The sequence below is a fragment of the Xylocopilactobacillus apis genome (genome assembly GCF_033095965.1).
Taxonomy (GTDB): Bacteria; Bacillota; Bacilli; order Lactobacillales; family Lactobacillaceae; genus Xylocopilactobacillus; species Xylocopilactobacillus apis.
Genome location: NZ_AP026801.1, coordinates 603,610 through 629,566 on the forward strand (window position 1 = coordinate 603,610; position 25,957 = coordinate 629,566).

The following is a 25,957-nucleotide window of genomic DNA, read 5'->3' on the forward strand; positions in this document are numbered from 1 at the left end:
TGAACGATGAAAAAGAAGGCTTTATGGAAAGATATCTGGAAATCTTTTAGTCATTCTAAAGGTCGTTTCTTTGCAATTGTTGGGTTAATGCTTTTAGGATCTTTTGCTTTAGTGGGGCTAAAAGTTACTGGTCCTGATATGCGAAGTACTGGCGAAAAATATTTTCATGATCTCAATAGCGCTGATATTTCAGTTATTGGTTCACTTGGAATTGACCGAAATGATCAAAAGAAGATAAATCAAATAGATGATCTGAGGCAGATTGAATATGGATATTTTAAAGATGCCACAATCAATAATACGCATAATAGTTTTCGCCTTTTTTCAAAACCAAAGAAAGTTTCAAAATATCAAGTAATTAAAGGGCGTTTACCTGAAAAGTCTGATGAAATTGCGATTGATGCTCATTACCAAAAAAAGTATCGATTGGGTCAAAAGGTAAAATTTAAAGAAAAATCTGACCCTGCAGGAAATAAAAATTTAAAACGGCACTCTTATAAGATCACGGGTTTTGTTTACTCGGGAGAAATAATCTCTTACGTTAATCGAGGTGAGTCAACTGCGGGAACAGGAGAACTAAAGGGTTACGCTGTTGTTTTGCCCCAAAACTTTCAAAGTGATTATTATATGATCGCCCGGCTCACTTTTAGAGATACTAAAGGGCTTAATCCCTATTCACATAAATATAATAAACGTGTTGAAGACCATAAAAAAGATTTAAACGATTTATTAAAGAGTCAGCCGCAAGAACGATTAGCGACAATTAAAGAATCTTCAGAGCATCAAATTTCTCAAGCAAGCGCAAAATTAAACGATGCTAAAAAAGAACTTCAGGATCAGGAGAATAAGTTAAAGCAAGCTGAACAAGAGATTAATGCTGTTCAAAATCAAATTAAAGCAGCCAAAAACTCGTCGCTTGCCCAAACTAACGCTGGTAAACAACAAATTGCATCTGCCAGCCAAGCTTTAGCTCCCAAATTATCAGCTTATCAAACTAAAAAGAAAGAATTTGATGAGAAAAAGCCGCAGGTGCTTGCTCAAATTCAAAAGGGAGAGTTTAAATTAAAGCGGGGACAAGCAACTTTAGATCATTTACCCACACCCGTTTATACAGATTATAATCGCCGTGATGCACCGGGCGGTTTAGGGTACGGCATCTACGGCAACATTGCTGACATTGTAGATTCATTGGCCAATGTTTTTCCAATTTTTCTTTATTTTGTGGCGGCATTGGTTACGATGGCAACGATGACCAGATTTGTCGATGAAGAACGAACTAAATCAGGGACGCTAAAAGCTCTTGGTTATCGTAACAACGATATTATTAAGAAATTTACGCTATACGGTTTTATTTCAGCTATTTTAGGATCAACCATTGGCATTATCATGGGGCACATTTTAATTCCTTTAATTGTTGACCATGCATACTCAGAAGGATTTACGGTTCCAAAAATTGAACTTAATTTTGATCCGGCGATTACTATCGTTGCGCTTTTATTGGCGGTTATCAGTGCAGTGGTGCCCACTTATATTGTTGCAGCTAGACAACTGCAGGAAAAACCCGCAAATCTACTTTTACCAAAACCTCCGGCAGCTGGTTCAAAAATTTTGTTAGAGCGTTTAACTTGGATTTGGGATCATCTTAAATTTTCAGCTAAAGTAACAGCACGAAATATTTTTCGTTACAAAAAAAGAATGTATATGACCATTTTTGGAGTTAGTGGAGCTGTTTGTATGCTTTTTGCAGGCTTGTCAGTTCAGCATTCGATTTCAGGTATCAATTCTCGGCAATTTAATGATTTAATTCAATATGATTTAATAGTTGCCAAAAACAATTATGTTTCACCTCAGCAGTCAAAAACGTTTGAACGAAAACTAAAACAAAACAATGTAAGTCAAAACTTAAATGTACATTATGAACAAATGACCAAAGTTGCTGGAAAAAATGGAGATCTTCAGACGATTACCATGATTTCTCCTGAATCGGTTAGCGATTTGCAAAATTTTATTACTTTAAATCAACGTCAAGGCCATAAGAAACTTTCTCTTTCCAGTAAAGGCGTTGTGATTTCAGAACGGTTAGCCAATTTACTGAACGTAAAAAAAGGTTCTAAAATTATTTTAAAAGACGCTGATGGTCATAATCGTAAAATGAAAATTGACGGGGTTACTGAGATGTACATGGGTCATTTCGTATTTATGAGTCCCAAGGTCTATCATCAAATTTTTAACCAAAAATTTAGTTCAAACGCTAATTTAATTACCCTTAAAGATCGATCGCTTGAAAATGTGCAGAATCAAGCAGCATCTTATATGAAATTAGGAGCTGTAGCAGGTGTTGTTCAAAATACTGCCCTCATGAATGAAGTTAGTGTCGTTGTAAAAGCACTAGATCAAATTATGGTAGTTCTGATTATAATTGCAGCGCTTTTAGCAGTAGTTATTATGTATAATTTAACCAACATTAATGTTACTGAGCGGATTCGAGAACTTTCGACGATTAAAGTTTTGGGATTTTACAATCAAGAGGTAACCATGTACATTTATCGCGAGACGATTTATTTATCTTTAATTGGCGTTCTAGTCGGTTACTTATTTGGAGAGTTTCTGCATCAATATATTATTGTGACAGTTCCCCCGGATGATGTGATGTTTAATCCAGCTTTAAATTACATTCCGTTTTTATATCCATTAGTTGTAGTTTCTGTGATAACGATTATTTTAGGCATTTTCGTCAATCGGAAATTAAGAAATGTGGATATGTTGGCAGCCTTAAAGTCGGTAGATTAATGAAATTTATAGTATCTAGCTTAATTTTAAGGCATAATAATTGAAAAGGAGAATTAATAAATGGCAAAATACAAGAATGTTGAAACACCAGCACTTTATCTTAATTTAAATCGTCACATTGGCGTGATTGATTATAGCAATAAATATATTTTAGATTCTTTTTCCTTGTTAAATAGTGAAGAATTTTTAGAAGTGGTTCGCTTATTTCTTGCAAGTCACGTTCATGATGATAGTCCAGAATTTGAAAATCTAACTGCCGAAAAATATGTGGAAGTTATAAAAGCAGTTGTGTTAGATCAAACTGATATTTTTGGTCAATATAAACCTGATAAAATTCTCCAAAGTATTGAAGATTTATATTCTTTTTATCGTTCATTCTTAAGAATTTCAGTTCTAAATCAGCATGATTCTGATGTCATTGCTCAAAATTTCATGATTATTGATAATCAATTTAATGACTTAATTATTCATTTTTATCGATCAGTTGAAGAAAAGCTGCAGGGATTTTCTAATAAAACTTATCGTCAGGTAAGTGCTGGATCTTCTGCCTGTGTCCTTACTCAATCTCACAATTGGCCGATTCCTTCAGGCTATGAATCTTTAAAATCCATTCGTTTTATTGATACTTTAATGTTACGTCCGCCGATGATGATGAAAACTCCAAGCAATAAACGGGAAGGCGTTTTTAGTGCAGTTCAAACAAACCCGATTCATAAATTTACTGCAACGAGTGAAGAGTGGTATTGTTTCCCAGCAAAAATTGGCGAAAGTCTTGCCTATATTTATTTTCATCGTGATTATTTTGTCAGCGGCATCTCACTTGCCAACTTATTTGAAGTTGCCAGTGCAAAAGATATTGAAGGAAATAAACCAGACTTAATTTTACTTTTTGGTCTCACAGAAACTGAAGGAGGGACATGTCATTACTATCACGATACCGAAAATGATATCTGGGTTGGTGAAGTACCTTATAATGATAAAACAACTTATTTTGGCTACATGAAAAAAATGTGTCTAACTCTTCATAATCTTAGAATGATTGATAAAGGTAAACTGCCAATTCACGGTTCAATGGTCAAAATTAAATTCACAAACGGCAAGACTAAAACAGTTGTCTTTTTCGGAGACTCAGGTGCTGGTAAATCAGAATCGATTGAGGCCTTACAGAATGTTGCAGATGAAAAGATAATTAGAATTGAAACAATATTTGACGATATGGGCAGTTTTGCCCTGGATGGCGATCAATTATATGCGCAAGGGACTGAAATTGGAGCTTTTGTCCGTTTGGACGATCTAAGTTCAGCTGTTGCATTTAACAATATGGATCGTGGAATCTATTTAAATCCGAACGAAAAAAATGCGCGGGTAATTATTCCCGCGGATTCTTATGAAAACGTGATTGCGCATCACGAAATTGATATGTTTGTTTATGCTAATAACTATGACGATCAAGTCGGGATTCATCGTTTTGATAATGAAGAAGCTGCCAAAGAAACCTTTATTTCTGGTAAACGAAAAGCTTTAGGAACTACCGATGAAAAAGGAATGAGCACCACATTTTTCGCCAATCCTTTTGGTCCTGTTCAAGAAGAGGCAAAAACCAGACCAGTTATTGATAAAGTATTTAAAAACTTGTTTGATCATCAAGTGTATGTAGGAGAAATTTATACTCATTTAGGTAATGATAAGTCACAAGAGAGTCTCCATAAATCTGCGAAAGAACTTTTAGATCTTCTCATGAATTCTTAGAAGTAAGAACGCTGTGTAATTAATGCACGGCGTTTTTTTAGATTCAATTTAAAATCGTTTCACTAAATGTAACAAAATACATAATTGTTATCTGAATACCAAGAGCAAGAAATCACTTTTTTAAATTAAACTTAACATGTATGATCTCTTTGTAAGCGTTTACAAAGAATGTAGAGTTTTTAGAAATATTATTAAGATTAAAAGAATAATTAAAGAAGGGAACAAAAATGGCACAAAGAATTAAAAATAGCACTCCTAAAATAGATGGTTTTAGAATGCCGGGAGAATTTGAACCACAAGAGAAAGTTTGGATGATCTGGCCTGAAAGACCAGATAATTGGCGAAACGGAGGAAAACCCGCGCAAATAGCTTTTGCTAATGTAGCAAAAGCTATTAGTGAATTTACTCCCATGAATGTTTTAGTATCACCTCAGCAATTTCAAAATTGTCGGGAACAAATACCACCGGAAATTTCTGTATACGAAATGAGTAACAATGATTCTTGGGTTCGAGATTGCGGTCCAGCTTTTTTAATTAATGATCATGGTGAGAGAAGAGCAGTTGATTGGACTTTTAATGCATGGGGTGGCTTGGTAGATGGATTATACTTTCCTTGGGATCAAGACGATTTAGTTGCAAGAAAGTTATGTGAAATTGAACATGTTGATTCTTATAGAACAGATAATTTTGTGTTAGAAGGTGGTTCAATCCATGTAGATGGTCAAGGAACAGTTTTAACAACAGAAATGTGTCTTTTAAGTAAGGGTCGTAATCCAGAATTAACCAAAGAAGAGATCGAAAAAAAGCTTTGTGATTATTTAAATTGTTCAAAAGTATTATGGCTGAAAGATGGTATTGATCCAGATGAAACCAACGGACATGTTGATGATGTTGCTTGTTTTGTTAAACCTGGAGAAGTTGTTTGTATTTATACTGATGATAAAAGCAGTCCTTTTTATGAAGCTTCACAAGATGCCTTTAAACGTTTAAGTGAAATGACTGATGCTAAAGGCAGAAAATTGAAGGTACATAAGTTATGCTGTCCAGAAAAAATGGTTACAATTCAAAAGAATTTTAATATTGATTTTGTTGAAGGCACTATTCCTCGTGAAGAAGGAGATCTATGTATTGCTTCTTATATGAATTTTTTGATCACCAATAATGGCGTAGTTGTTCCGCAATACGGTGACAAAAATGATGCCTTGGCTTTAGAACAGTTAAAAGAAATTTTTCCTGATAAGAAGGTTGTAGGGGTTGACACTATTGAAATTGTATATGGCGGAGGAAATGTTCACTGTATTACTCAACAAGAACCTAAAGCTTAATATTGTTAAAAAGTTAATAATATTTTTGTATGAAATAAACATAAAATAATTTATTAAAGAAATCAATATTTATTATCTCTGCTAGATAAATTAGTTAACTTATCGCTATTATATTTATGATCGTTTAAAACAAAATAATTACTTCAAATAAATAATGTAAACTTATTGCAAAGACTCTCACTCTAATAAGAGGCTTTTTAGTCAACTTCTTTTTGCATGTGAGTATAATTGTGCGAATCGATTTTAATAGTGGCTACGTCTTTAAATCCTGTACGTAAATAAAGTTTTTTAGCACGAGGATTATTATCATCTACATTAAGCCCAATAACCTTTTTATGGGCTTTTTTTGCATTTGTCTGTAAATGATTTAAAAGTGCCGTTCCGATTCCTTGCCCTCGAAACATTGGATTAACAACCAGTGAATCGAGATACCATTCATCTCCGACGACTTCCTGATCGGTAAAAAATGTGTCACTAGTGTTAGCAGTCTCTCTAGTTAATCGGTCTAATTCCAAGTTAACAATAGTTTCGTCTTCACTAGGAAATCCATAGGCCATTCCTGCAATTTTATCGTCAATCTCTACTACGATAGCTCTTCTATAATTATATCTGGAATCTGGATAATTTTGACTAGCATTTAAAAGTATTTCTTCCGATTTTTTTGCTCCGAGCTTTCTATAGAGTGGAGTCTCCATCTCATCAATTATCACCATTTCCATATTTATTAAATGTATTAAGTCTGATTCTTTGGCTGCTCTTATTTCCATGATTATTTATCCCTCTTTAAAAAAATAAAATTATTAATATTTAAAATTTGAATTTTAAACGCATATATTATTAAACAATTACTGCTTTGATTAAATCAAAAATTGACTTGAAAAAAGAGGCTGTTAATTTTGAAAAGTAATTAAAGATAATTTTCGTATCCCTAATTATAGAAAGTTTGATCAATGAAGAAATGTCTTTTTACTTGATAAAAAAATTAATTGCTATTACTAAGTATAACCCAATTTAGATGAAGAATTAGATTTTTACAAATATTTAAAAGTAATAAATATTTTATCAAGGTTCAAATAATTAACCGGGTATATTTTAGGAAATCTTAACAGCAAATGAGAGAATCCATGGTAAACTGGTAATAATAAGGAGTCAATTATGTCACTAACAATTAATTCGTGTTTATTACTATTAAAAGAACATCATTTATTAAAAAGCAGCGCAATTCAAGGTGATTTAGATACGGTAATGTGTGATATTGCCTTTGATTCCCGCGTTGTGAAAAAAGATTCCATTTTTTTCTGTAAAGGGGATCATTTTCGACCTGCTTTTTTAACAATGGCTAAAGATAAAGGAGCAATCACTTACGTAGCAGAAAAACCAATGGTTGAAGGAACGGGCCTTAACGCTTTTATCGTTCGTAATGTTACTAAAGCAATGGCTATTTTAGCAGCAGCTTTCTACGATTATCCTCAAGATGATTTAAATGTTTTGGCAATTACTGGAACTAAAGGAAAAACAACCACCGCTTATTTTGCTCAATCTATTTTGGATAAACAGATTCCTCATCGAGTTGCTCTTTTTTCAACAATTGAACGAATTATGGGATCTAATCCGGGGGATACGATTCCTTCGAATCTTTCGACGCCAGAAAGTGTCGATCTTTTTTCTGAAATGAGTCAGGCCGGGATCAACGACATGATGGATTTGGTTATGGAAGTATCCAGTCAAGCCTATCTACGGAATCGAGTTTTCGGATTAACCTATGATGTGGGGGTCTTTTTAAATATTTCACCAGATCATGTGGGAGAAAATGAACATCCAAGCTATGCGAATTATCTTCATAATAAAATTCAGTTGATCATGAATTCACGAAAGGTCGTTTTAAACGCAGACACTCAAGATTGGGACATGGTTTCAAAAGCTGCAGAAGTTAGTACAGATGATGATAGTATTTTTGTCTATGCCGGCAAGGATTATTTAGAAAAACATCCGGAAATTGATTTTGATTTTTATTATGAGATTAATGAAGATTTAATTAATGGGGTCAAATTTGTCCTCCATGCAAATTCACAAAAAGGGAAATTATTAAATATAGATGGTGATTATGAAATTTCAATGCCAGGTATATTTAACGTTATTAACGCCGTGGGAGCAATTATTTCTTCCACTCTTTTAGGCGCTAATCGTCATGAAGCCTTTTTAGGTATTAAAGACGTTAGAGTACCAGGACGTCTTGAAGTGCTTGATTTGAAGGAACACGGGACGGTAGTTGTAGATTTTGCTCATAACAAATTAAGTTTGACTGCTACATTAAACTTTATAAAGAGCAAATTCCCAAATGCTAAAATTAGTGTTGTAACCGGCAGTGCAGGGGACAAAGGGATTAACCGGCGGAGTGATATGGGTGAAGTTCTCAATGATCTTGCCGACCGGGTCTATTTAACAACCGATGATCCTGATTTTGAAGAAGCCAGTGATATTGCTGAAGAGATGAGATCATATATAACTAATGATCAAGTAGAAGTTTCCTATGTGGAAGATCGAGAAGAAGCTATTAAGAAAGCAGTTTTGAATAATGGTCCAGAGGATGTGGTTCTTTTAGCAGGAAAAGGTGCTGATAAGTACATGATTGTTCGAGGACAGAAACTACCTTATGCAGGAGATAAAGAAATTGCCTTAGCAACTATTAAGGATTAAATATGAAAAAATTTTTTACGATTTTTGGTGGGATGGGAACATTTGCTTCGATGAATTTTGAAAAATTATTAAATGAACGTACAAAATCTCACCAGGATCAAGATTATTATAATTATCTCTTAGTCAATCATGCTTCAGTACCTGATCGCACAGATTACATTTTAGATCATCAAAAAGAAAGCTTTTTTCCAGATCTTGCAGATGACGTCAGACAGCAAAATCTGATAAAGCCACAGTTTATTTCAATTGCATGTAATACAGCACATTATTTTTACTCTGATCTTCAGAAATTGACAGAAATTCCTATTTTACATATGCCATTTTTGGTAGCTTTGGAAGCAGTGAAAAAGTATCCTGATCAAGAATCTTTTGGTTTATTAGCAACCAAGGGAACGGTTCACGACCATGTTTACGAAAAGTCTTTTGAAATTCTTGGTAAAAAAATTCTGCTGCCGGACGAAAAACTTACTGATAAAGTCATGCAGTTTATTTATGAAAATGTTAAAGAAAAAAATGAGATGGATCGCACTTTCTTTAATCAAATATTAAAAGAGGCTCGCGAATACTTTGGAGTATCAACTTTAATTTTAGGCTGTACAGAATTATCTTACGCCGCTGATATTTTAAAGATCTCCGATCAATTATTAGATTCACAGAGCATTCTAGTTGACCGCACATTAGAATTTGCTCACGCTTATCGATATGAACCAGATTTAGTGAAAGATTTGCTGGTTCGTTATAAGGAAACTGGTGATCAAGGTGGGTTATTACACTAAAACTGAACAATTTAATAAATTTTGAGGCGGTTCCTTCAATGAAAAAGTCAAAAAAGCGTCGCATACTTATAATAATCGCTGCTGTACTTTTTGTTTTGGTAGTTGGTTTGGGTTTTGCCAGTAACTACATGTTTAACTATGCTTTTGTGCGGGAAGATAAGTCCTTTATTAAATCAGGCAGTTCTCAGGCTTTAAAAAAAGATCAAGCTTGGTTAAAGAAATATCCTAAACAAATTTGGTATGAACAATCAGCTCAAGGAAAGTTAAAATTAGAAGCGGCTTTTGTACCAGCAGCAAAACAAACAAATAAGACAATTGTTGTTTTCCATGGCTATACAAAAAATAAAGAGCATATGGCTGATTATATTAGGATGTTTCATAATAATGGTTATAATGTATTAGCGCCGGATGCGCGTGCTTCTGGGGCTTCAGAAGGAAAAATAATTGGTTATGGTTGGCCAGATCATTATGATGATTTGCTTTGGATAAAACGGTTAATTAAAAAAACCGGCAAATCTAATGCTCAAATCGGACTTTTTGGCGTTAGTATGGGTGGGGCTACAGTGATGTTTCTGGCCGGCGAAAAACTTCCTCGGCAAGTTAAAGTTTTAATTGAAGATTGTGGTTACTCTAGTATTAATAGTGAGCTATCATATCAGCTCAATCAAATGTTTCATCTGCCTAGTTTTCCGTTAATTCCATCAGTTAATTTAGAGACACGACTTCGAGGTGGATATAATTTTAATGATGGGGATTCGATTGCTCAACTCAAAAAAAATAAGCTGCCGATTTTATTTATTCACGGCAGCAAGGATACTTTTGTTCCAACTAAAATGGTTTATGATAATTACCAAGCAACGTCTGCTCCTAAACAGCTGTTAGTAGTCAAAGGTGCATCCCATGCAGGGTCTTTTGAAAAGAAACGTATTAAGTATCAGAAAACAGTTGTTAATTTTCTAAACAAATATCTTCCTTAGTTTTAATCTGAAGATTGATCTTCATCGTTAGGATCAATCTCTTTTTGTTCTTGAGGTAATTCTTTAACTAAGAACCAAGTTATAAAACCACGTTTTATTTCTTGCGCAGTAAAACTAAAGTTATTGATATTGATAGTGTCGTTGGCCTTCATTTCCGGCTTGATGTCACTAATGTAGCCAGCAATTGTGGTGCTTTCTGAATCTTCAAAACTTTCAATTTCAACTTTGAAGTATCTCTCAAAATCATAAAGAGTTGTTTTGCCAGAAACAGAAAAAGTATGATCTTCTTTTTCTTGAATATATTCGTCACTAACATCATCAATTTCATCTCGAACGGTACCGAATAATTCTTCATAGATGTCTTTATCAGTTATAATCCCGCTAGTGCCGCCATATTCATCCACAGCAATAACAATTGGCGTGTGTTTTGATATCATCTCTTGCAAAAGATCATGAACAGGGGTTGTTTCAGGAACTGTAATAATTGATCGTAAGAGCCGACTGACAGTAATAGTCCCGTCAACCTGAGATTGTCTGATTAAATCGTATATATAAACATAACCTAGAATTTTATCCTTATCGTTGTCAGCAACTACAGGGTATCGACTATATCCTTCTTTTAAGTATGTAACAAGAGCGTCTTTTACAGTCATTGTGATGTCAATAACTTCCAAGCTAGTGCGATCAACCATGATATCAGTGGCAATTTTATCATTAAATTCAAAAGCTCTTTTCATGTAGATTAAATCAAATTCATCGACCGCGCCTTGTTTAACAGCTTCCTCAGTTAAAGTTATAATTTCATCTTCACTAACAAAATCAATTTTTTCATCAGCTTCATCAGAGTTGGTTTCCGGATGATTTTGAAAATTGATAACAAAAGAGCTAACCGGGTAAAAAACTAAATTGGCTAATTTTAAAATAAAACTAAAACGACCAATTTCACTATTTTTTGTAGCAACAAAAATATGGTTTCTGCTGTATGTGATACAAAAACTTCCTATAAAAACAAAAATTAAAAAGATTACGATATAAATAATCAATTCGATCCAAATATTTTTAGTTAATGAACTAATTAAATATTTTTCGATATTATCTATTAATGTAATAGAAAAAAATCCAGTAGTAATTATAGCTAACACCCAGCTGATAATTGCAGAATAATAAGTTTTAGTCTGTTCTTTTTGAAGTTTGGCCGATTTACTACTGTCATCTTCACCAAATTTAATTTTATAGTATAAAATTTGACGCCAAAAATTGAATAATTCTTCTAAAAAAAGAAAGACTAAAATACAGGCGGCGTCAGCCGTTAATGCTTCTATCAAAATATCTCCTAAATTTTATTTAACAATTAAATATTTACCATCAACCCACTGATTACCGCCAAGGTTGAACCAGCTTGCGTTATTAACTGTTGTTGCTTTAAAAGTTTTCCATTTTGTACCGGTTTTTAAAAATTTGTTTCCCACTGGTTTTTTGTTAAAGAATGGAGAGGTCCAAACTCTAATACCATATTTTGGTAAGTAATTAATAGTAGCAATTGATTTGTAACTATAGTTATTTGATTCAACATAAATTCCATTAATCCATTGTTTATCTCCAACTTTGAACCAAAAAGTATTGTTAGAGTATGATATGCCAGACGTTTTCCAACGAGAATTATTGATTAAATATTGACCAGTTTTTTTATGATTAGCTGGATAACTATCATAAACTGGAATTGATCCTTGTCCACAACGGACAGTAGCAATTCCGTCTTGTTTCATATCAACGGTATTTCCAGGATCTTTGATTGGAATTTGAGCCCCGACTTCATTAAAAAGCTTAAAAGTATAAGAATATTCTCCGCCTTTATATTTTTGAGGATCGAGTCCCTTTAATGAAACTGTATATTGGTTACCGGATTGAAGTTTTACGTTTTTGGGCGGAATGTAGGTTAGCGCACTAGCGTAATGTCCTGCAACATTATCTGCCTGCACATTTTTAACATTTGTTGCATTACCGCTAGTTTCGTCAGTATCATTTTTTACAGTAACGCTAAGCCCGGTTTTCGGAATTAAGTAATCATTACTGAAATAGATTGACCAATAAATTGGATGTTGTTCAGTATTACTTTGAGTTAATTCTTCAATAGGAAAAACACCTTCAGCAGGATAATTTACTATTTCTCGACTTGGCTTTGACATTATATCATTTAAGGTATTGTCAAAATGAATTACTTCATATTTTGTCCCATTAGTCCCATAAGCAACTCCGACCCCAAAATTTGATAATCTGCTTGATAACAGATCAGCTCGGTGTCCAGTTGCTTCAGGAGTTAGATAATCATAATTATCTGCAATTAAAGAAGAAATGGAAAAATATGCAGTTTCCTCTGCTAAATTAGTATTAAAATATAAAACCGCAAAATTTGTATAAGGTTTCCCTTGATTCCAAACGGGGGTAGGAATATAACTTGGTCTAACAGCATTTGTAAGATTGTGCTGATATTTCCCAGGATCAGCATTGCTGGCAGCCAATAAATAAGCTCCCAATTGTGCATAAGTATTAGCTGTTCCGTCTTCGTTAGTCTTAGCTGCGTTTGTAGCAGGAGGCAGGTTTAATAAAAAACGATAATAGTTGATCCAGTTAGTTGTATCATCGATATAATCTTGTTTAATAAATCCAGCATTGTAAGGATAAGAGAAAGTTGGGGGAACGGAATAAATGTTGTAATTTCCCCGAACATAATCACGAGATGCTAAATCAGAATATTTTGCTTTAATTTCATTTATTCTTGACAACTCCGCTGGCGTATATGACGGCGCGGAATCATCAGCAAATACATCAGTTTCACTTACTTGTAAAACTAAGCAAACTATTACTAACAGGATAAATATATGGTGATTTTTTTGATTATATTTATTAGACATAGCGATCTCTTTCGTATTAATGGATATCTATAATTTTACACTATTAAATAAGAAAAAAGACTTTTATCAATATTTTTCTAAAAAAAATTTTGGACCTAGACGGATACTGCTAGTGATTAATATTAATAATATCACATTGAGAAAATCATGTTATAATGATCGCAGCAAGGCTACTATAGAGTAAGAAGGTAAAAAAATGGATTATAAAAAAGTCATGGTTCCTTTAGATGGATCAGATAATTCTGAATTAGCATTTAATCGAGCGATGGAGTTTGTGTCAGAGCCAGGTACTTCCTTGTATTTGGTCCATGTCATCGATACAATGCCACTAGTTGGCAATTATGGCGTGGTATCGGGGGACCTGTTTTATGATCTAAGTGAGCGGGCTCGTGAATATTTAACTCAGATGAAAGAAAAAGCTGAAAAGCTTGGAGCAAAGAACGTTTCAATTCATGTGCGATTTGGTAATCCCAAAACAGTTATTGCAAAGGATTTTGTAGATGAATATCACATTGATTTAATTGTGATTGGGTCAACAGGGTTAAATGCAGTCGAACGGATTTTAGTTGGTTCAGTTGCAGAATACGTTAATCGACATGCAAAAGTTGATGTAATGATTATTAAAAAATAGTTTTTAAAATTTAAAAAGGAACGTTTTCATTAATTTGAAAATGTTCCTTTTTTATAGACTTTAAATTAATTTTTCTAATTCATTAAGCCGTTCTTCAAAAACTGCAAAGGTTTTATCTAAGTAATCAGTTTTAGTCATGTCGACGCCAGCTTCTTTCATGGTATCAATCGCATATTTTGAATTACCGCTCTTTAAAAATCCAAGATAACGTTCAACAGCGCCATTTTGATGATTGAACATTGCTTCAGATAGAGTAGTAGCTGCCGCAAATCCAGTCGCATATTGATAAACATAATAATCATAATAGAAGTGAGGAATTCTTGACCATTCAAGTGAAATTTCAGGATCACTGATCACACTGTCACCGTAATACTCGGAATTAAGTTTACCGTAATATTCAGAAGCTCCATCAGCAGTTATTGGAGTTCCGTTTTGCTGAGAGATATGAAGGTAATGTTCAAATTCAGCAAACTGGGTTTGCCGGAAAACTGTTCCTTTTACTCCATCTAAGTAATGATTTAAAATGTAAGCTTTTAATTTTGGATCTTCTGAATTTGCCAAGAAATCATTGGTTAACAGATTTTCGTTGGTAGTTGAAGCAATTTCAGCGACAAAAATCGGATAATCTCCGTAAACATAAGGCTGGTACTTGCGAGTTAACCAACTATGAACACTATGTCCAGTTTCATGAATTAAAGTAAAAACGTCATCGAGAGTATCTTGATAGTTTAACAGGATAAAAGGATTTGTATCGTAAGATCCGCCAGAATATCCACCTGATCGTTTACCTTTTGTCTCATAAACATCAATCATTCTTTCATTATATATATGATCAACTGCTTCTAAATATTCATCACCATAAATTTCAAGAGCTTTTCGAGCTCTTTCTTTAGCTTGATCAAAGTTATATTCAACTGGTGGTTCGTCTAATAATGGAACATATAGATCATACATATGCATTTCATTAAGTTTTAAAACCTTTTTACGTAATGCAACATAACGATGTAAGAGATCTAAATGGTCGTGAACCGAGTTAACTAAATTATCATAAACTGTTTCAGGAATATTATTTTCGGCTATGGCTGCACTGCGGGCATTAGGGTACTTATGAACATCTGCTAGATAGTTATCAGCTTTAACTTGTCCCGCTAAAGTTTGGGCAAAAGTATTTTTATATTCCCCATAAGCACTATAAATTCCTTGAAATGCTTCTTTTCTAACTCTTCGATCATATGATTCAATATAAAGACCGTATGATCCATTGCTCAACGGAACTTTATTACCATCTTCATCAGTGATTTCGGGAAATTTTAAATCTGAGTTTGCCAAAACCGCAAACGTTTCAGAAGAGGAACTGAGAACATCTTGCGCTTTTGAGATTATTGCCTCCTCATTTTCATTAAGAACGTGAGGCCTTTTCTTTTCAATGTAGTCGAGATAATGTTTGTAAAGTTGATATTCAGGCTTTTCATTTATAAATTTATCAATTACACTAGGCTCGATACTAAGAATTTCAGGCTGAACAAAAGATAGTGTACTTTCAACTTGGGCAGCTAAAGCGTTGACTCTCGCAATATAGCCCTGATATTTGTTGTCGCTTGTATCAAGGTCATTTTTCATGCTTGCATACACATAAACTTTCTCAAGCAGCTGAAAAGCAGCTAAGCTGGATTCAATCGCACTGAAAAATGTTTCAGCATTAGTAGCCATCGTACCTTGATGTTTACTGGCTTTGTCTGATAATTCTTGAACTTTTTTGAAATTGTCTTCAAAGTCGTTGTCGGTTTTAAAGATCGTTGTTAAATCCCACGTATATTTTTCAGGGATCTCATTTCTTGATTTTTGTGCCATTACTTCCTCCAAAATTTTATATATTTAAGTATAAGTGATTTTTATTCAAATTAAATTCATTTGGAGGCATTTTTAGTTAAAAAACATTTGTAAAGTTGTTGAAAAAAATATGATAGAATGGATACTAAAGATCATCACAATTGAATGTCGAGTGGATTATATCGAATTTTTGAAACTATAAAAGATGGTTAAAACATGAATATTTGTTAACGATAAATAGACTTTTAATCTTTTTTATTTTGATTAATACGTAGTAAATTTGTGAATTATATTTTAAATATAATAAATTTTTTTTTGAAATTTGACTTTTTATAAGCTTTTTGTGATATCTTAGTTAAGTATAGTATGAACAACTTTCGTGGAGAAATTATATAATGATTTTTGAAAATCTCTTTTTAGAAAAATCTGATCTGACTCGGTTGAATTTGTATCGAGATATTTTGTCGATCCAAAAACCAATTTTTAAAGTAACAGATCTGGCAAATGTTCATGGAACAAATTATCAGCAAACCTATAACAACCTTCAAAGTTTGCTTAAAGATCTTCAAAAGTTATATCAGATTCCGCCTGAAGAATTTTTTGATGGTAATGAAGTATTCCGGACCCGTTTTACAATGTCTTTAACAGAGTATCGGAATCGAGTTATTACAAATACGCTCACTTTTCGTTTTATCGATTCGCTTTTTAAGAATGAATTTTCTGATATAAAAGGTTTTTTAGATACTAATTTTATTTCCCGTTCTACTCTTTCTCGCAAAACTTCCTCACTTCATGAATATATGAAACATTACGGAATTGGAATTTCATACATCGATATGAAGTTTATAGGTGACGAAAAGAAAATCAGAGAATTTTTATTTATTTTTTATTATTCTCTATTTATGGGTTATAAGTGGCCTTTTGAAAATGTTTCTTTTTCAGAGGCACGTCAAGTTCTAAATCTATTTAACAATAGTGAATTTTACTATCTTTACTCTAATAAAGTTGACGAATATCAGTGTATTTTCAGAACAGCCATTGCGATGAAAAGAATGCAGGATGGATATCCAATTTCTAGAGCTAGTAGGCTTGACTTAATTATTGAAAATAATAAGTTTTTTAACACTGAAAAAGCTAAGAATTTTGAAATATTCCGCTTATCAAATACATATTCTTTTAACGAAGTGGAAAATTTATTTTTTACATTTAATCGAACAATTTCTCCATTCATTAAATCAAATGTTAATGATAATAACTTAATTGAAACTTTTAAGTCGAATAATTCTAAATTGTGGCAGTTTACGGTTAAGTATCTTGAATTTTTGGCAAATGAATACTCACAAGATCTGTCTTCTAAAGTTTTAGAAGATAAGGTGTTTTTATCTAATCTTGTTCGCGTTTTTTACTCTTATTATGTTTTTATGGGTGATTATCCGACGGTTGGGCGCCTTTTTGGAAAAGAGAAGCACAATTTATCTGGATATAACTCCTTAATTGAACTTACCCGTTCTTTTATTATTAAAAATGCGGGTGATTATGAAATGCAGGATATTGTTATCAGTAATCGACAAATTGGTGAAGATATCTATCAGCTCTTTTTGCCGGTTATTAGTAAGATATTAACTGCGGATGCAATTCGCGTTAAGCTTTATCTTGAAGATGATATTTTGGCTAGCAGAGACCTTATGACATTTCTATCTGATCTTAAAGGAATACATATTCTTAGCAAAAAAGATCCGATTGAACTAGCAGATGTTGTTATTACTCCACTTGGACAATTGGATAATCTTCCGAATATTGTTGTTCCTAAAGATAAGAAAGTTTTATATTGGAATAGCGAAGCCAACGAAAATGAATTTTATCGAATTTATCGTGAAATTCAATTACTTCAGGTTGAACGAACTAATTCAAGTCAAAAAGAAGTCAAGAGTTATCCAGATCAGAAAGAATTAGCTTAATTTAAGCAATATAAAAAGGATTGAAATGAGGAGTCTATCCTTCATCTCAATCCTTTTTCTTATTCATTAGTTAGAAGAATCTGAATTTATTAAAAGGCCAATAACGAACAAAAATTTTTCCGGTTAAAGAACTTCTTTTAAGAAAGCCAAATGATCTTCCGTCGTGAGATACTGGGCGGTTATCACCCATCACTAGGTATTCTCCCTTTGGCACTCGATCAACGTGAAATAATTGTTTAAGCGTGAAATCATTAGTATATTGAGTTTGGTTGGCTCCATAAGTACTGTTGAATTGAGCAAGTCCTTTTTTTTCTTTACTTGCACTAAGATATGGTTGGGCAATTTTTTTGCCGTTAATATAGAGTTGATCGTTTTTAGATTCAACTTTATCTCCCGGTAAACCAATAACTCGTTTGATGTAAAGCTGATTAACTTTATCAGGAGCTTTTAAAACAACAATATCGTTTCTTTTCACTTTAAAATTTCTGGCAGAAAGAAGTCTTTCGCCGTTGTATAGGGTAGGTTCCATTGAAGGTCCATTAACGACATCATTACCAATCACATAAGTTAAAAGCAGCTGGGAAATTATTAAGACAATCCCAAAGAGAATCATAGTCTGAAAAAAGTTAGTGAAACTTTTGTTAGTTTTTGAATTCATTCGTTCCTCTTAAAAATAGTAAAATTTATCTTTCATATTATACCGCAACTAATCTTTCTACGTTACCGGTATTTATAAAATGTATTAATAAATAAGAAAATTATAATCGAAGCTGATAAAATCAAGAATACAGGAATTCTTTGTTAGCTAAACTTAAAATTTTTAGTACTTTATAGAAGGCAAAATAATGGAATTTAATAAAAGATTACAAAACCAAAGAAAACTTTTAAATCTAACTCAAAAAGAAGTTGCGGAAAATCTCCACGTCACCCAACAGACAATTTCTAGTTGGGAAAATGGGCGTAGTTATCCTGATCTCGATTCTCTAATCAATCTTAGTGAAATGTATCAGGTGTCGCTTGATGTTTTGTTAAAAGAAGATGCCGAATTAAAAGATAGCATCGAAAAAAAACAGGTAATTCACGTAATTAGACGGATTCACATTTCATTACTTGTGGTTAATTTAGGGTTACTTTTAATTGACCTTATCTATTTATTTAATGATAAGAAGCAGGATGCTTCAGTGTTAATCTTGCTGGCGGTAATGTTAATCAATAGTTTTGCATTAGTTTATATCAGCTTTTTTATGAGATCCCAATTATTTAATAAACCTCGTTTAAAACTTAGCAGGTATTCCTGGCCGATTCTTATATGCTTTTGGATCTTAGGATTAATTTTATTTTTTTCTCCAGTATCAAAAATTTTTAGTGGCTTTTTAATTGGTGTATTAATAATTTTAACTTTTGCATTATTTCTTAATCAAAAGAATTTGGAAAATTAAAATTTTTTGCTGTTAAACCAAAGATACAAAGATTCTTTGTTAGCAAAAATTGGTCTAATTTCTTATTCTTAAAATAACTAATTTTGTGAGGATAAGGATATGAATGAAGAAATAAAAAAAGATGCCGCTAAAGTAATGAGGTCGAATATCATAATTTTAATGGGATCAAATATGTTTTTATTGTTTGTGGTTTATATGATGAGTAGTACTAAGATCGGTGCGATAATTTCTCTTGTTTTGATCGTCGATAGCTTAATTACAATGCGTTTAACTAAATTTACGGAGGATAAGCTTGATCAGCCAATTAAAAAAATGAACGGGATAGTTCAAGCTATTTTAATTGCGATGTGGATTTTTTGCATTGCTTTTTTAGGTGCTCATTCTTTATTTGTGATATTATTCGTTGGAATTACTGTAATAGGATCTTTTTTGTTTTATATTAAAAGATGGATTTAACTAAATTTTAAAGGGGAACTAATGTTAAAAGTAGATAATGTTAGCAAGTCTTTTGGAGACGTTCAAGCATTAACTGATGAATCATTTGAGGTTCACAAAGGAGAAATCTTAGGTTTAATCGGGCAGAATGGTGCTGGAAAAACAACAACTTTTCGGATAGTTTTAGGTTTAATGAAACCTGATTATGGAAATGTTAAGTTCGATGATCAAAAGGTTGATGAAGAGGTTTTAAACAAAATTGGTTATTTACCAGAGGAAAGAGGACTTTTTCCGAAAATGAAAATTGAAGATCAAGTCGTTTATTTAGCTGAACTTAAGGGTCAATCTCGACAAGTTACAAAAAATAAAATTGACGAATATTTTGAGAAGTTTGAAATTAAAGGTAAGAAAAACGATAAACTGAAATCTCTTTCGAAGGGAAATCAGCAGAAAGTTCAGTTAATGGTAACTTTAATCCATAATCCTGATTTTATTATTTTTGATGAACCATTTTCAGGTCTTGATCCAGTTAATGCTCAAATTTTTCGTGATGCAATTTTAGAAGAAAAAGAAAAAGGAAAATGTATTATTTTTTCAAGTCACAATATGGATAATGTTGAAGAACTTAGTGATCGCATCATGATGTTAAAAAACGGGAATACAATTCTTAATGGAACGGTTAAAGAAGTCCGAAATAGTTATGGTCGTATTAAGGTCTTTTTAGAGTCGCAGTTAACTGCTGAAGATCTAGAACAAATTTCTGGCATAAAGGATTTGAAAGAAAAAGATGGTCGTTTTGAAATTACTTTAAGCGATCCTGAGGTCGGTAAAGAAATTTTAGCTCAGGCTCAAGCCAAGGGAAGTTTTCAAGAATTTTCTCAGCAGCCTTTATCATTAGACGAAATCTTTAAGATTAAAGCGAGGGAAAACTAATGAACAAACTAAAAGTGGTTTTAAAAAATGTTTTAATTCAAAATTTGAAATCTCCCATTTTTATTTGGATGTTAATTTTTCCGATTTTAATTGGAGCTGTGGTAGGCATCGTTGGTAAGTCGAGCTCTGATCAAGCAAAAGTAGCAGTTATTTCGTCTAATGACTCTTTAGCTAAATCTTTTTCTCATTTTGATTCGGATGATACTAAATACATTACTAAATATGATGATCAGAAATCTGCTAAAAAAGCTCTCATTGATCAGAAAATTGACGGTTATTTAGTCCTGAAAGAACAAAAAGGGGAAATTGCTGCTTTTCTCTATAATACCAATCAAAGTTCCAAGATTTCCGAGCAGGATATTCAGTTAGCCGTTAACCAAATCGGTTTAAGCGTGAAAGCTAATCATCTTAATTTACCACCGAGAACTTTGAAAAAAATAGTGACGCCGATTGAATTTAAACAACATACTAGTATGGTCAGTAACCATCAATTGGTGACTCAGGATCAAAGTAAATTAATCATAAAAATGGTAGCAGTAATGGCGGTATCGTTTATTTTCTTCTTTTTAATGATCATTTACATGACTCAAATGGCAACAAATATTGGGCGAGAAAAAGGCGAACGGGTCATGGAAGTTATTTTATCGAGTACTAATGCCAAAACCCAGTTTTTAGGCGAAGTTGGCGGGGTGTTTTTAACGATGGTGGTCCAAATTTTAATTTATTTGGCGATGATTTTAGGATTTATAAAATATTTCCAAGTCACCGATGGATTCAACGGAATTTTAAAAGATCTTAATTGGGGTCTGGTGTTTAGTCCTGAAATGATTTACACACTAATTTTTGGAATGATGGGTATTTTTATTTACCTAGTAGTGGCGGCAATGCTGGGAGCTTTAGTTTCTAGTATTGAACAAGTCAATCAGGCTATTATTCCGCTCATGGTTCCAGCAATGATAGCTTATATTTTAATCTTTGCTTCAATTGGCGGTGGACTTACGACGATTACTAAAATTTGTGCATTTATTCCTTTTATTTCTCAGACTTTAATGCCGTTTTTACTAGTTCTAGGAAAAGTGACCTGGCTTGAAAGCATCGTTTCAATTCTTATTTGTTTAGCTGCAACAGTTGTAATATCTTTAGTTTCTGCAAAATTATATCGTTCAAACGTTTTGGTTTATTCTCAAAAAGGAGTTTGGGATTCATTTAAATCATCGCTTTCCCTTAGAAAAAAGGCTAAAATGAATTAAATAATTTCAATTTGGGGAAGTTTATTCATGCAGTCAGATCTTAATTATGATTATATTTCGCAGGTTCTCTTAAAAGTTGGGAGAATTATGATCGAAAATGGTGCTGAGACTACGCGAACTGAGGATACAATGAAAAGGATCGCAAAACAAGCAGGAGTTTCGGATTTAGAAGTGTTTTCAACTTTAACAGGGATTGTGATTGGAATTAATAAAGTTGATAAAACCGCAGTAATTCAAATCTATTCGAGAGCAACCAATATGGAGCGAATAGTCGCAATAAATGATTTATCCCGCAAATTTACAGCTGGCAAAATCACATTTAAAGAATTAGCTTGTGGTGTAGATCAAGTGGAAAAATATGTTCCAGACTTTCCGTGGTGGCTTAAAGGAATCTCTGCGTTTTTGATTAGTGGTGGTTTAATGATCCTTTTTTCTCATGCAACGGCTAATTGGGGTGATTTTATTCCAGCCGGAATTATTGGCATGTTAGGATTTTTAATGTCATCATTTTTGCACCGTTTTTATGAAGTACAGTTTATTAGTGATTTTGTAGCCTCTTTTTTGATAGGTATTTTGGCGGTAGTCTCATTAAAGTTGCATTTAATTGTCAGTTTAGATGGAGTGATTATTGGTGCGGTAATGCCCTTGGTACCCGGAATCGTTATTATGAATGGTCTGCGGGATATGCTTTCAGGACACTTACTTTCGGGATTATTACGATTTCTTGAAGCCGTCTTAACATTTATTTTTATTGGTGCAGGTCTTGCCCTAGTTTTGAGGTTCTTTCGATGATAATGGAAATTTTAACTAACTTAATTTTGAGTTACATTGGGAGTGTCAGTTTTGGCATTATTATCAATGTCCCTCATCGTTTATTAAATGCAGCTGGACTTACAGGAGTTTGTGGCTGGATGACGTATTTACTATTTCATGATTTAAATTTAGGAATCTTTATTTCTAATTTTATGGGTGCACTTGTAATAGGACTTATAAGTTATCTTTTTGCAAAGTACAAAAAAGTTCCGATTCTTAACTTCAATGTTTCAGGTTTAATTTGTTTGGCACCGGGTGCTTTAACTTATAAAGGAGTTCACGATACAGTATTTAATGGAGTGAATTCTGGGTTAAATGTTGTTGTTCGAGTAATGATTGTAATTTTAGCTTTGGCTGTCGGTACGATGTTGAGTCAGTTAATAGATGAAGCTTTTAAAAGAATCATCAAAAAAATCCGTGCTTGATTTAAAGTATAGTAATTGATAAAATACGATTGTGCGATGAGTCGATGGGGTACGTATGTACCCTTTCAGCAGGTTGCTTGCACACCTCGGGAAGAGGAAGCAAGGATTAATAGTCTGCTTAAGAAATTAAGTCCTGCACATAGTTCAAACCTTTGTGTTTGAGCTTTTTTTTTAGAAAGTTTATAGTTAACTTGAGGTAAATTAAAGTGGAGATTGCGATTTTAGAAGCTAGTAAATTAATTGAAGAAGAAAAATACTTTTTTGAAAAAAGAGATTTATTGTTAAAAGAATTTATAAAAGATGATCAAAAGCTCATTCAGAAATCGTTTGAGACAGTAAAAAATAATTATGAGAAAAACGGTCTCGCAATGTATCAGTTTGACATTAGCGATTTGGATGACTTAAAAGTTAATGTTTTTTCAAATATAATTAATTTACCGTATTCATATGCGAACAAGTATGCTGAATTTTTTTCTGACGGTTCGAAGGCAGAAATTAAGTTTTATTTTTCAATCGAATCTCCTTACGTAAATAAATCTAAACTTTGGATTGCCGAAATTAATAATTTAGATGAGAATGTTAAAGTCATTGAAGAATGTTTGGGACAAGCTAAACAAAATCTAACTGAAGATAAAAAGGAACTGTCGAATGAAAAAATCACAAAAAAATAGCTTAATGGCTTTAGCAATTATTTTAGTTGCGTTAATTTTTTTAGGTGGTTCCTTTATGGCTGGATCAAAGTTAAAGCATTTGCGAGACCATAAAAGGGTTCAAACAATGTATCACCTTTTGTCTACAAAGGGGAAACTGCATACTGAACGTAACTCGTATACTTATTTAACAGAAATAGGAAAAAAACGACTTCAGTCGAATCTGACTTTTGATAAAAAAGGACTGCCTGATGATACTTTGACAGCTTATTCGGAAGAAAAACTATATTTAATACCTTATAACTATGAAGGACAAATTAAACTGCCAGATAATCCTAAAAAGGGACAAAGGCTCTATTTTAAAGCACCTTTTCCGCTGACAGTAAATGATAATCTAGAGCTAGTGATTTATTACAAAAATAAGACAGTTCATTATGATTCGACTAACGTTTTAACCAAGAAAAAGAAAAAAAAGAATGTGGGATTTATCTATCTTGGTGAAAGTTCTGACAGCAAAGGAGAACTAATTGACGATATAAAGCTCATTAAGAATCAAGCTGACGAAAAGGTTAGATTTAAAATTGTTAATTTTGAACGTTCATATGATCGTCCTTCAGAAAAAAGTTTTAAAAAACATCCCAATTTATTTTATACGAATAAACAATTACTAGATCATCCAAAAATTTCTTTAACCGTCGGTTATCATGAGGACACATCTAAATTTAGATGGGGGTTTAAAGATTATCCAGAAGATAACTTAAAAGTTAAAGTTATTTCGAATAAAGTTAAAAATTATGAACGGAAAATAAAATTCGAAATGCAGCCACAAGGGAAACTTTTAACTGATTTAAAAAAAGATAATAATAAGACATATGAGTTCAGTTTGTTATATAATGGATTGGTGATAAGAAACCAATATTATATAACTAATAACCTTTCATCTCTTTCGAATTTTAATAATGGAAAATAAAATTAAAAATTTAAAAAAAGAATGTCCAATCTGCGGTGCAGTAATTGATGCCGGATTGGATTATTGTCCTAAATGCGATTCTTATGTGGGGGATATTGTCCCGCTTGATGATCAAGAAAATGATCAAAAAATATCTTCTGAAGGTTCATCTTCTGAAGGTGATTTTGGTTCGAATTCTTCTACGAATAAAGGATTTGAGGAACTGGATACAATTTTAAGTGACAGTCAAGAAAGTCAAAGTAAAATTACTATTCATGAATTGCAGCAACTGTTAGCATCTAATGGTCAAACGGTAGATAATAGCGTTGAACCGCTGACTTCTACATCTCAGAAAAAAGAAGAAATTGATTCAAATCAAAATTATGCTGGAGATACTGGGCGTCCGCCAAAAAGAAATGAACTACGTAAAAAAAAGAAGGGGCCTTCTTTCTAATTCTAAAAGCGTTGATGCGAACACTAAACAAGAAGATGAGTTAGAAAATGATCATGATTTTGATCGTTATTCAAGTGTAGACGAGATAAAAGATCTTAATGCGCCTGAAAAAATTATAATTAATACTCAAGTTGAAGAAGAAGTTGATGAACCTGAAGATTTTAAAAGCAATAGATCGAAACCTGAGAAAAAGATTCATCAAACGGCGAGTAAAGATAACATCTTCCAAGAATTTCTAGAATTTATCATCAAGTCTTTAAAAGCTCCTTCGCTAAAAACAACTTCTAATGATTTTTTAATGGGAATTATTTCTTTAGTTATAGAGTTTATCTTTTTCGCTTTTTCACTCCAGCTTCTTTATAATAGTGGGTTTCAAATGAGTGCTAAGGGAAATGATAAAGCCTTTGGTCAGTACTTGATTCATGCATTAGATCCAAATAATAAGCATAATATTTTAGGATTGATGTTAGTTTTATTTTTAGTTTTTCTGCTGATTCCGCTTCTGGGAATCTTCTGCGATAAATTTTTAATTCGTGATCGAGATTTTTCAATAAAATCATTTATTGCTCAGTTTTCTCGCTATTCAATATCCTTATTGCCGATCTCAGTTTTAGCATTTGTTTATTCTTTATTTAATAACCCTTTTGTTACTAAACTTACTTTAATATTACTTTGTCTAGCTCCGGTTATATTGATATTAGCGAGTTCGTTATACTTACTACAAGCAAGGGGCCAGGTTCTCTTTGATCGGGTTTACATTATTTCTTTATATTTTGCAGTTTCGATGATTGTAAGTTATCTTTTAGTTCATCCGTATTTCATTAGTTTTGCAAAATCTTTTACCACTTTTTTAGGTTAGAGGCATTGGTTTAAAAACCAGTGTTTTTTTGATTTGTTTTTAATTGTTATTTACGTGTTAAGACTGGAAATTACTTCTATTTTCAGTAATAATGAAAATGACAAT

General features: G+C 32.7%; 23 protein-coding genes. 18 read left to right on the forward strand and 5 right to left on the reverse strand.

Annotation, left to right across the window (positions count from 1 at the left end):
- Positions 1–6 precede the first annotated feature (6 nt).
- From R8749_RS02795 to aguA, 3 genes are all read left to right on the forward strand, one after another.
- Positions 7–2,790, forward strand: a complete 2,784-nt coding sequence (locus R8749_RS02795; protein ID WP_317697855.1) for an FtsX-like permease family protein — start codon at positions 7–9, stop codon at positions 2,788–2,790.
- 60 nt (positions 2,791–2,850) lie between these two features.
- Positions 2,851–4,539: a phosphoenolpyruvate carboxykinase (ATP) gene (locus R8749_RS02800; RefSeq protein ID WP_317697856.1), complete on the forward strand. Its 1,689-nt coding sequence runs from the start codon at positions 2,851–2,853 to the stop codon at positions 4,537–4,539.
- Between the two features lie 227 nt (positions 4,540–4,766).
- Positions 4,767–5,864 carry an agmatine deiminase gene (gene aguA / locus R8749_RS02805; protein WP_317697857.1) on the forward strand — a complete coding sequence of 366 codons (1,098 nt, stop codon included), beginning with the start codon at positions 4,767–4,769 and terminating at the stop codon, positions 5,862–5,864.
- 197 nt (positions 5,865–6,061) lie between these two features.
- On the opposite strand, the gene R8749_RS02810 is transcribed toward aguA, so the two are convergent.
- Positions 6,062–6,631 (reverse strand): GNAT family N-acetyltransferase, encoded by a 570-nt coding sequence (locus R8749_RS02810; RefSeq protein ID WP_317697859.1) that lies wholly within the window; start codon positions 6,629–6,631, stop codon positions 6,062–6,064.
- A 388-nt stretch (positions 6,632–7,019) separates the two neighbouring features.
- On the opposite strand from R8749_RS02810, the gene murE reads away from it, so the two are divergent.
- Genes murE through R8749_RS02825 form a run of 3 tightly spaced genes read left to right on the forward strand, consistent with a single transcriptional unit; the run spans position 7,020 to position 10,314 of the window.
- Complete coding sequence (murE, locus tag R8749_RS02815) at positions 7,020–8,561, forward strand: UDP-N-acetylmuramyl-tripeptide synthetase (protein WP_317697860.1); 1,542 nt, start codon at positions 7,020–7,022, stop codon at positions 8,559–8,561.
- Positions 8,562–8,563: 2 nt separating this feature from the next.
- A complete protein-coding gene (locus R8749_RS02820; protein ID WP_317697861.1) occupies positions 8,564–9,337 on the forward strand; it encodes an aspartate/glutamate racemase family protein in 774 nt (257 codons plus the stop codon).
- A gap of 38 nt (positions 9,338–9,375) precedes the next feature.
- Complete coding sequence (locus R8749_RS02825; protein WP_317697862.1) at positions 9,376–10,314, forward strand: alpha/beta hydrolase; 939 nt, start codon at positions 9,376–9,378, stop codon at positions 10,312–10,314.
- A gap of 2 nt (positions 10,315–10,316) precedes the next feature.
- Here the strand turns inward: R8749_RS02825 and R8749_RS02830 are convergent, their stop codons facing one another.
- Entirely contained in the window at positions 10,317–11,639 is a 1,323-nt protein-coding gene (locus tag R8749_RS02830) for a hemolysin family protein (RefSeq protein ID WP_317697863.1), read from the reverse strand.
- 15 nt (positions 11,640–11,654) lie between these two features.
- Positions 11,655–13,226 carry a CAP domain-containing protein gene (locus tag R8749_RS02835; RefSeq protein WP_317697864.1) on the reverse strand — a complete coding sequence of 524 codons (1,572 nt, stop codon included), beginning with the start codon at positions 13,224–13,226 and terminating at the stop codon, positions 11,655–11,657.
- A 196-nt stretch (positions 13,227–13,422) separates the two neighbouring features.
- On the opposite strand from R8749_RS02835, the gene R8749_RS02840 reads away from it, so the two are divergent.
- Positions 13,423–13,857 (forward strand): universal stress protein, encoded by a 435-nt coding sequence (locus R8749_RS02840; RefSeq protein WP_317697865.1) that lies wholly within the window; start codon positions 13,423–13,425, stop codon positions 13,855–13,857.
- A 60-nt stretch (positions 13,858–13,917) separates the two neighbouring features.
- Here the strand turns inward: R8749_RS02840 and pepF are convergent, their stop codons facing one another.
- Positions 13,918–15,708: an oligoendopeptidase F gene (gene pepF / locus R8749_RS02845; protein WP_317697866.1), complete on the reverse strand. Its 1,791-nt coding sequence runs from the start codon at positions 15,706–15,708 to the stop codon at positions 13,918–13,920.
- 374 nt (positions 15,709–16,082) lie between these two features.
- Between pepF and R8749_RS02850 the strand changes: the two genes are divergently transcribed.
- Positions 16,083–17,645 (forward strand): helix-turn-helix domain-containing protein, encoded by a 1,563-nt coding sequence (locus tag R8749_RS02850; protein WP_317697868.1) that lies wholly within the window; start codon positions 16,083–16,085, stop codon positions 17,643–17,645.
- A gap of 70 nt (positions 17,646–17,715) precedes the next feature.
- Here the strand turns inward: R8749_RS02850 and lepB are convergent, their stop codons facing one another.
- On the reverse strand, positions 17,716–18,303 hold the full coding sequence (gene lepB, locus R8749_RS02855) for a signal peptidase I (RefSeq protein WP_317697870.1): 588 nt from the start codon (positions 18,301–18,303) through the stop codon (positions 17,716–17,718).
- A gap of 187 nt (positions 18,304–18,490) precedes the next feature.
- On the opposite strand from lepB, the gene R8749_RS02860 reads away from it, so the two are divergent.
- The 10 genes from R8749_RS02860 to R8749_RS02905 all read left to right on the forward strand — a co-directional run bounded on the left by R8749_RS02860 (position 18,491) and on the right by R8749_RS02905 (position 25,852).
- On the forward strand, positions 18,491–19,084 hold the full coding sequence (locus R8749_RS02860; protein WP_317697871.1) for a helix-turn-helix domain-containing protein: 594 nt from the start codon (positions 18,491–18,493) through the stop codon (positions 19,082–19,084).
- 99 nt (positions 19,085–19,183) lie between these two features.
- Entirely contained in the window at positions 19,184–19,540 is a 357-nt protein-coding gene (locus tag R8749_RS02865) for a hypothetical protein (protein ID WP_317697872.1), read from the forward strand.
- A 21-nt stretch (positions 19,541–19,561) separates the two neighbouring features.
- Entirely contained in the window at positions 19,562–20,452 is an 891-nt protein-coding gene (locus R8749_RS02870) for an ABC transporter ATP-binding protein (RefSeq protein ID WP_317697873.1), read from the forward strand.
- Positions 20,452–21,702, forward strand: a complete 1,251-nt coding sequence (locus tag R8749_RS02875; protein ID WP_317697874.1) for an ABC transporter permease — start codon at positions 20,452–20,454, stop codon at positions 21,700–21,702. The genes R8749_RS02870 and R8749_RS02875 overlap by 1 nt, the downstream gene beginning before the upstream one ends.
- Positions 21,703–21,729: 27 nt before the next feature.
- Complete coding sequence (locus R8749_RS02880) at positions 21,730–22,494, forward strand: threonine/serine exporter family protein (RefSeq protein ID WP_317697875.1); 765 nt, start codon at positions 21,730–21,732, stop codon at positions 22,492–22,494.
- Positions 22,491–22,940, forward strand: coding sequence for a threonine/serine exporter family protein (locus R8749_RS02885; protein WP_317697876.1), 450 nt, complete (start codon positions 22,491–22,493; stop codon positions 22,938–22,940). Before R8749_RS02880 ends, R8749_RS02885 begins: the two co-directional genes overlap by 4 nt.
- A gap of 206 nt (positions 22,941–23,146) precedes the next feature.
- Positions 23,147–23,611, forward strand: coding sequence for a hypothetical protein (locus tag R8749_RS02890; RefSeq protein ID WP_317697877.1), 465 nt, complete (start codon positions 23,147–23,149; stop codon positions 23,609–23,611).
- A complete protein-coding gene (locus R8749_RS02895) occupies positions 23,589–24,560 on the forward strand; it encodes a hypothetical protein (protein WP_317697878.1) in 972 nt (323 codons plus the stop codon). Before R8749_RS02890 ends, R8749_RS02895 begins: the two co-directional genes overlap by 23 nt.
- Entirely contained in the window at positions 24,550–24,993 is a 444-nt protein-coding gene (locus R8749_RS02900; protein ID WP_317697879.1) for a zinc ribbon domain-containing protein, read from the forward strand. Before R8749_RS02895 ends, R8749_RS02900 begins: the two co-directional genes overlap by 11 nt.
- Positions 24,956–25,852, forward strand: a complete 897-nt coding sequence (locus R8749_RS02905) for a hypothetical protein (protein WP_317697880.1) — start codon at positions 24,956–24,958, stop codon at positions 25,850–25,852. Before R8749_RS02900 ends, R8749_RS02905 begins: the two co-directional genes overlap by 38 nt.
- Positions 25,853–25,957: the final 105 nt, after the last annotated feature.